The following is a 4,841-nucleotide window of genomic DNA, read 5'->3' as shown; positions in this document are numbered from 1 at the left end:
AGCACTTCCAGAGCATTACATCCCTGCTTGGTGACATGGACGTAGAGATCGCATTATTAACAGGATCTGTAAAGAAAAAAGACCGTGTTCCCATTCACGAGAAACTGGAATCCGGAGAACTGCACATCCTCGTAGGCACCCATGCTGTCCTGGAAGAAAAGGTAGTTTTCCGCAACCTCGGTCTGGCCATCATTGATGAACAGCACCGTTTTGGCGTAGCACAGCGCTCCAAAATGTGGAAAAAAAACGTTACTCCCCCCCATATCCTGGTGATGACCGCTACCCCTATTCCCAGGACCCTGGCGATGAGCCTCTATGGGGACCTGGATATCAGTATTATTGATGAACTCCCCCCAGGCAGGAAAAGGGTAAAGACCGTACACCGCTATGACCACAACCGTCTAAAAGTCTTTCAGTTTATCCGGGACGAGATCAAAAAAGGCCGGCAGGTCTATATCGTATATCCCTTAATACAGGAATCTGAGGCCCTCGATTACAAAGACCTGATGGATGGATATGAAAGCATCTCCCGCGATTTTCCTATGCCCGACTACCAGATATCCATCGTGCACGGAAAAATGAAGGCAGAGGACAAGGAATACGAAATGCAGCGCTTTCTTAAAGGTCAAACCCAGATCATGGTGGCCACCACGGTTATTGAGGTTGGCGTTAATATCCCCAACGCTTCGGTGATGATCATAGAAAGCGCCGAACGGTTTGGACTGTCCCAGTTGCACCAGCTTAGGGGTCGGGTGGGCCGTGGTGCTGAGCAGAGCTATTGTATTCTTATCACCGGATCCAAATTGTCCAATGAGGCCAAAACCCGACTGGAAACCATGGCCCGCACCAATGATGGTTTTGAAATTGCCGAAGTAGACCTTCGATTGCGTGGGCCCGGGGATTTGATGGGTACGCAGCAGAGTGGTGTTCTCAACCTGAAAATAGCAGATGTTGTCCGCGACCATGACATTCTGAAAACCGCCCGCTTTTATGCCCAGCGCCTGCTGCAGGAAGATCCTGACCTGGCACTGGAAAAAAACCGGCAGATCCGTGCTACCTACTCCAGATTAAAAGCACACAAGGAGATCTGGAACTATATCAGTTAGCAGGGCCAGGGGGTTGTTTATGATCGCAAAAACATGTTCCACTCCCCTGTGCGGGTACAACATACAGGATTCAAATCAATTGAATAGTGGACAAATGCATAGTAAAACATTGTTTTACAGTGTTTTAACACTCATTCTGCAAACTTGAACATCGTAATTTAAAACACCTCTTTTTGGTGCCGCTTCCTTCATATCCCTATTTTTGGTGGCTTAGTTAATTGCATATAATCAAGGTACCGCCAAAATGAGCAAAACACTATTTGACAAAGTCTGGGATTCCCATGTCGTGCAGCAGATACCGGATGGTCCGGATGTACTGTTTATCGATCGTCACCTGGTACACGAAGTCACCAGTCCGGTGGCCTTTCTGGGACTTAAAAACAGGAATATCGAAGTACTTTACCCGGAGCGGACGTTCGCTACAGCAGACCACAACACCCCGACCCTCAACCAGCACCTGCCCGTGCAGGACCCGCTATCGGCCAAACAATTAGCCGCGCTGGAGGAGAATGCGAAAGCACATGACATTCCCTACTGGGGGCTTGGGCACGAGAAAAATGGGATTGTCCACGTGATTGGCCCGGAAAACGGGATTACATTGCCCGGGGCCACCATTGTATGTGGAGACTCACATACTTCTACACATGGAGCTTTCGGAGCCATCGCCTTTGGTATAGGAACCTCCGAGGTGGAGATGGTGCTTGCCTCGCAGTGTATCATGCAGCCCAAGCCTAAGAGCATGCGGATCACTATCAACGGAAGCCTTAATGAAGCGGTAACCCCCAAAGATGTTGCCCTGTTCATTATATCTAAGCTGACTACCTCCGGAGCTACCGGATATTTTGTAGAATACGCAGGAGATGTTTTCCGGAACATGAGCATGGAGGGCAGGATGACCGTGTGTAACCTGAGCATTGAAATGGGTGCACGCGGGGGTATGATTGCTCCTGACGAAAATACGTTTGCCTATATAAAGGGAAGGGAATTTGCCCCGAAAGGAGCCGCATGGGACAAGGCCATGGCCTACTGGAGCACCCTGAAAACGGACGAGAATGCAGTTTTTGACAAGGAGATTGAATTTGACGGCAGTGAGATCGAGCCGATGATCACCTACGGGACCAATCCCGGGATGGGTGTCGGGATTTCCAAAGCGATCCCCAATGCGGAATCCGTTGAAGGGGGTGTAGCTACCTACAAAAAGTCCCTGGCATATATGGATTTTGAAGAAGGGGAAGATATGCTTGGAAAGCCTATCGATTTTGTCTTCCTGGGGAGCTGTACCAACGGAAGGATCGAGGATTTCCGCGCCTTTGCCAGTGTGGTAAAGGGCCGTAAAAAAGCAGACCATGTGACCGCCTGGCTGGTACCCGGTTCCCATAAGGTAGAGGAAGCCATCAAGGAGGAGGGCATCCTGGATATCCTCACCGAGGCCGGTTTTTCACTTCGGGAGCCCGGCTGTTCTGCCTGCCTGGCGATGAATGATGACAAGATCCCGGCAGGAAAATATGCCGTGAGCACCTCCAATAGAAATTTTGAAGGCCGGCAAGGACCTGGTGCAAGAACTTTACTGGCCAGCCCCCTGGTTGCGGCAGCAGCTGCGGTCACAGGGAAAGTAACTGACCCCCGGGAACTTCTTCAAACACAAACCGTTTAATAACAGAACATGGCATACGATAAATTCCATATCCTGAAGAGCAGCGCAGTTCCGCTGCCTATTGAAAATGTAGATACAGACCAGATCATTCCTGCACGCTTCCTAAAAGCTACGGAACGAAAAGGGTTTGGGGAAAACCTGTTCAGGGACTGGCGCTACCATGCGGACAATACCCCCAAGGAGCACTTTGTTTTGAATAACCCCATCTACTCCGGAAAGATCCTCGTTGGAGGTAAGAACTTTGGCTCCGGGTCTTCAAGGGAACATGCCGCCTGGGCCGTTTATGACTATGGTTTTCGCTGTGTTGTTTCCAGTTTCTTTGCCGACATTTTTCGCAACAACTGCCTGAATGTGGGCGTGTTGCCTGTTCAGGTGAGCCCGGAATTCCTGCAAAAGATCTTTGGTGCGATTGAGGCCGACCCCAATGCAAACTTTACGGTTAATTTACCGGAACAAACCTTTACTATAGATGCCACAGGGGAACAGGAAAGCTTCGCCATCAATGGCTATAAAAAGGAAAACCTCCTGAATGGTTTTGATGATATCGACTACCTGCTGAACCTAAAACCCGAGATCAGGAAATTTGCACAGAACACCCCCTTGTAAGGGAGGCAATGCCCGGGTGCCAAGACGTGCCAGGGGAATAAAAACCAGAGGAAGATGAAGAAAAGAAGGGTTGAAATCATGGATACCACGCTCAGGGATGGAGAACAGACCTCAGGCGTTTCTTTCTCCTCCTCTGAGAAGCTGACACTAGCCAAACTATTGCTGGAAGAGCTCAAGGTAGACCGCATCGAGATTGCCTCTGCCCGCGTTTCTGAAGGGGAATTTGAATCTGTAAAGCAGATCACTTCCTGGGCCAAAGAGGCGGGGTATCTGGACCGGGTTGAAGTCCTGACCTTTGTTGATAACGGCAGATCCATCAGCTGGATGGAAGAAGCCGGGGCAAAAGTTCAGAATTTATTGACCAAAGGTTCCCTGAACCACCTTACCCACCAGCTTAAGAAATCTCCAGAAGCCCACTTTAAGGATATTGCGAAAGTTATCGCGCTGGCCGAGGAAAAAGGGATCACCACAAACGTGTATCTCGAAGACTGGAGCAATGGTATGCGCAATTCACCAGAGTATGTTTACCAATTCCTGGATTTCCTGACCCAACACCCTGTAAAACGCATTTTGTTGCCGGACACCCTGGGTGTGCTTACCCATAGCGAAGCCTATCAGTTCCTGTCTGACATTATTAAAAGGTATCCGGACAATCATTTTGATTTCCACGGGCACAATGACTATGACCTCAGTGTGGCCAATGTAATGGAAGCCCTCAAAGCAGGATGCCACGGCCTGCACCTTACCGTAAACGGGATGGGAGAGCGCGCTGGCAATGCCCCCCTGGCGAGCACCGTAGCCGTAATCAATGATTTCTTGCCGGAAATCGAGATCAGTGTAAGCGAAAAAACACTATTCAAGGTAAGCAAGCTCGTTTCGGCATTTACTGGCTTTGGCATCCCGCCAAACAAACCTATTGTCGGTGGAAATGTGTTTACTCAAACTGCTGGAATACATGCAGATGGGGATAATAAAAAGAACTTATACTTTAATGATCTTTTACCTGAGCGTTTCGGAAGAAAACGGCAATATGCGCTGGGAAAAACTTCCGGGAAGGCCAACATCCAAAAAAACCTTCAGGAGCTGGGCCTAACACTTACGGAAGACGAGATCAAAGAGGTAACCCAAAGGATCATAGAACTTGGGGACAAGAAAGAGAAGGTCACGAAGGAAGACCTGCCGTTTATTATATCGGATGTGCTGGACAGTGAAAAATTCCAGCAAAAGGTATTCGTTCGGTCGTTCGTGCTTACCCATTCAAAAGGGTTAAAGCCTTCCACTACGGTTTCGGTTGAAATAGACGGGGATCTGATAGAAGAACACGCTCAGGGTGATGGGCAATTCGACGCCTTTATGAATGCCCTGAGAAAAGTATATAAAAGCAAGAAGCGGCATTTGCCCGACCTGATCGACTATGCCGTTAGGATTCCTCCGGGAAGCCACTCGGATGCCTTATGTGAAACCTTTATCACCTG

4 protein-coding genes are annotated in these 4,841 nt (G+C 49.1%); all 4 read left to right on the top strand.

The features are described from left to right. The coding region (locus AC4E7D_RS11705; RefSeq protein ID WP_490173976.1) for an ATP-dependent DNA helicase RecG at positions 1–1,106 on the top strand (1,106 nt) is incomplete at its 5' end. A gap of 244 nt (positions 1,107–1,350) precedes the next feature. Beyond that, complete coding sequence (gene leuC / locus AC4E7D_RS11700) at positions 1,351–2,760, top strand: 3-isopropylmalate dehydratase large subunit (protein ID WP_490173975.1); 1,410 nt, start codon at positions 1,351–1,353, stop codon at positions 2,758–2,760. Between the two features lie 9 nt (positions 2,761–2,769). Further along, complete coding sequence (gene leuD / locus AC4E7D_RS11695; RefSeq protein ID WP_490173974.1) at positions 2,770–3,366, top strand: 3-isopropylmalate dehydratase small subunit; 597 nt, start codon at positions 2,770–2,772, stop codon at positions 3,364–3,366. 54 nt (positions 3,367–3,420) lie between these two features. Then, positions 3,421–4,841 (top strand): homocitrate synthase/isopropylmalate synthase family protein (locus AC4E7D_RS11690; RefSeq protein ID WP_490173973.1); only part of this gene is annotated, 1,421 nt, incomplete at its 3' end.

The sequence above is a fragment of the Lentiprolixibacter sp. genome, assembly GCF_982873095.1.
The sequence above is the reverse complement of the archived record's forward strand: the minus strand, read 5'-3'. Positions and strand labels throughout refer to the sequence as shown.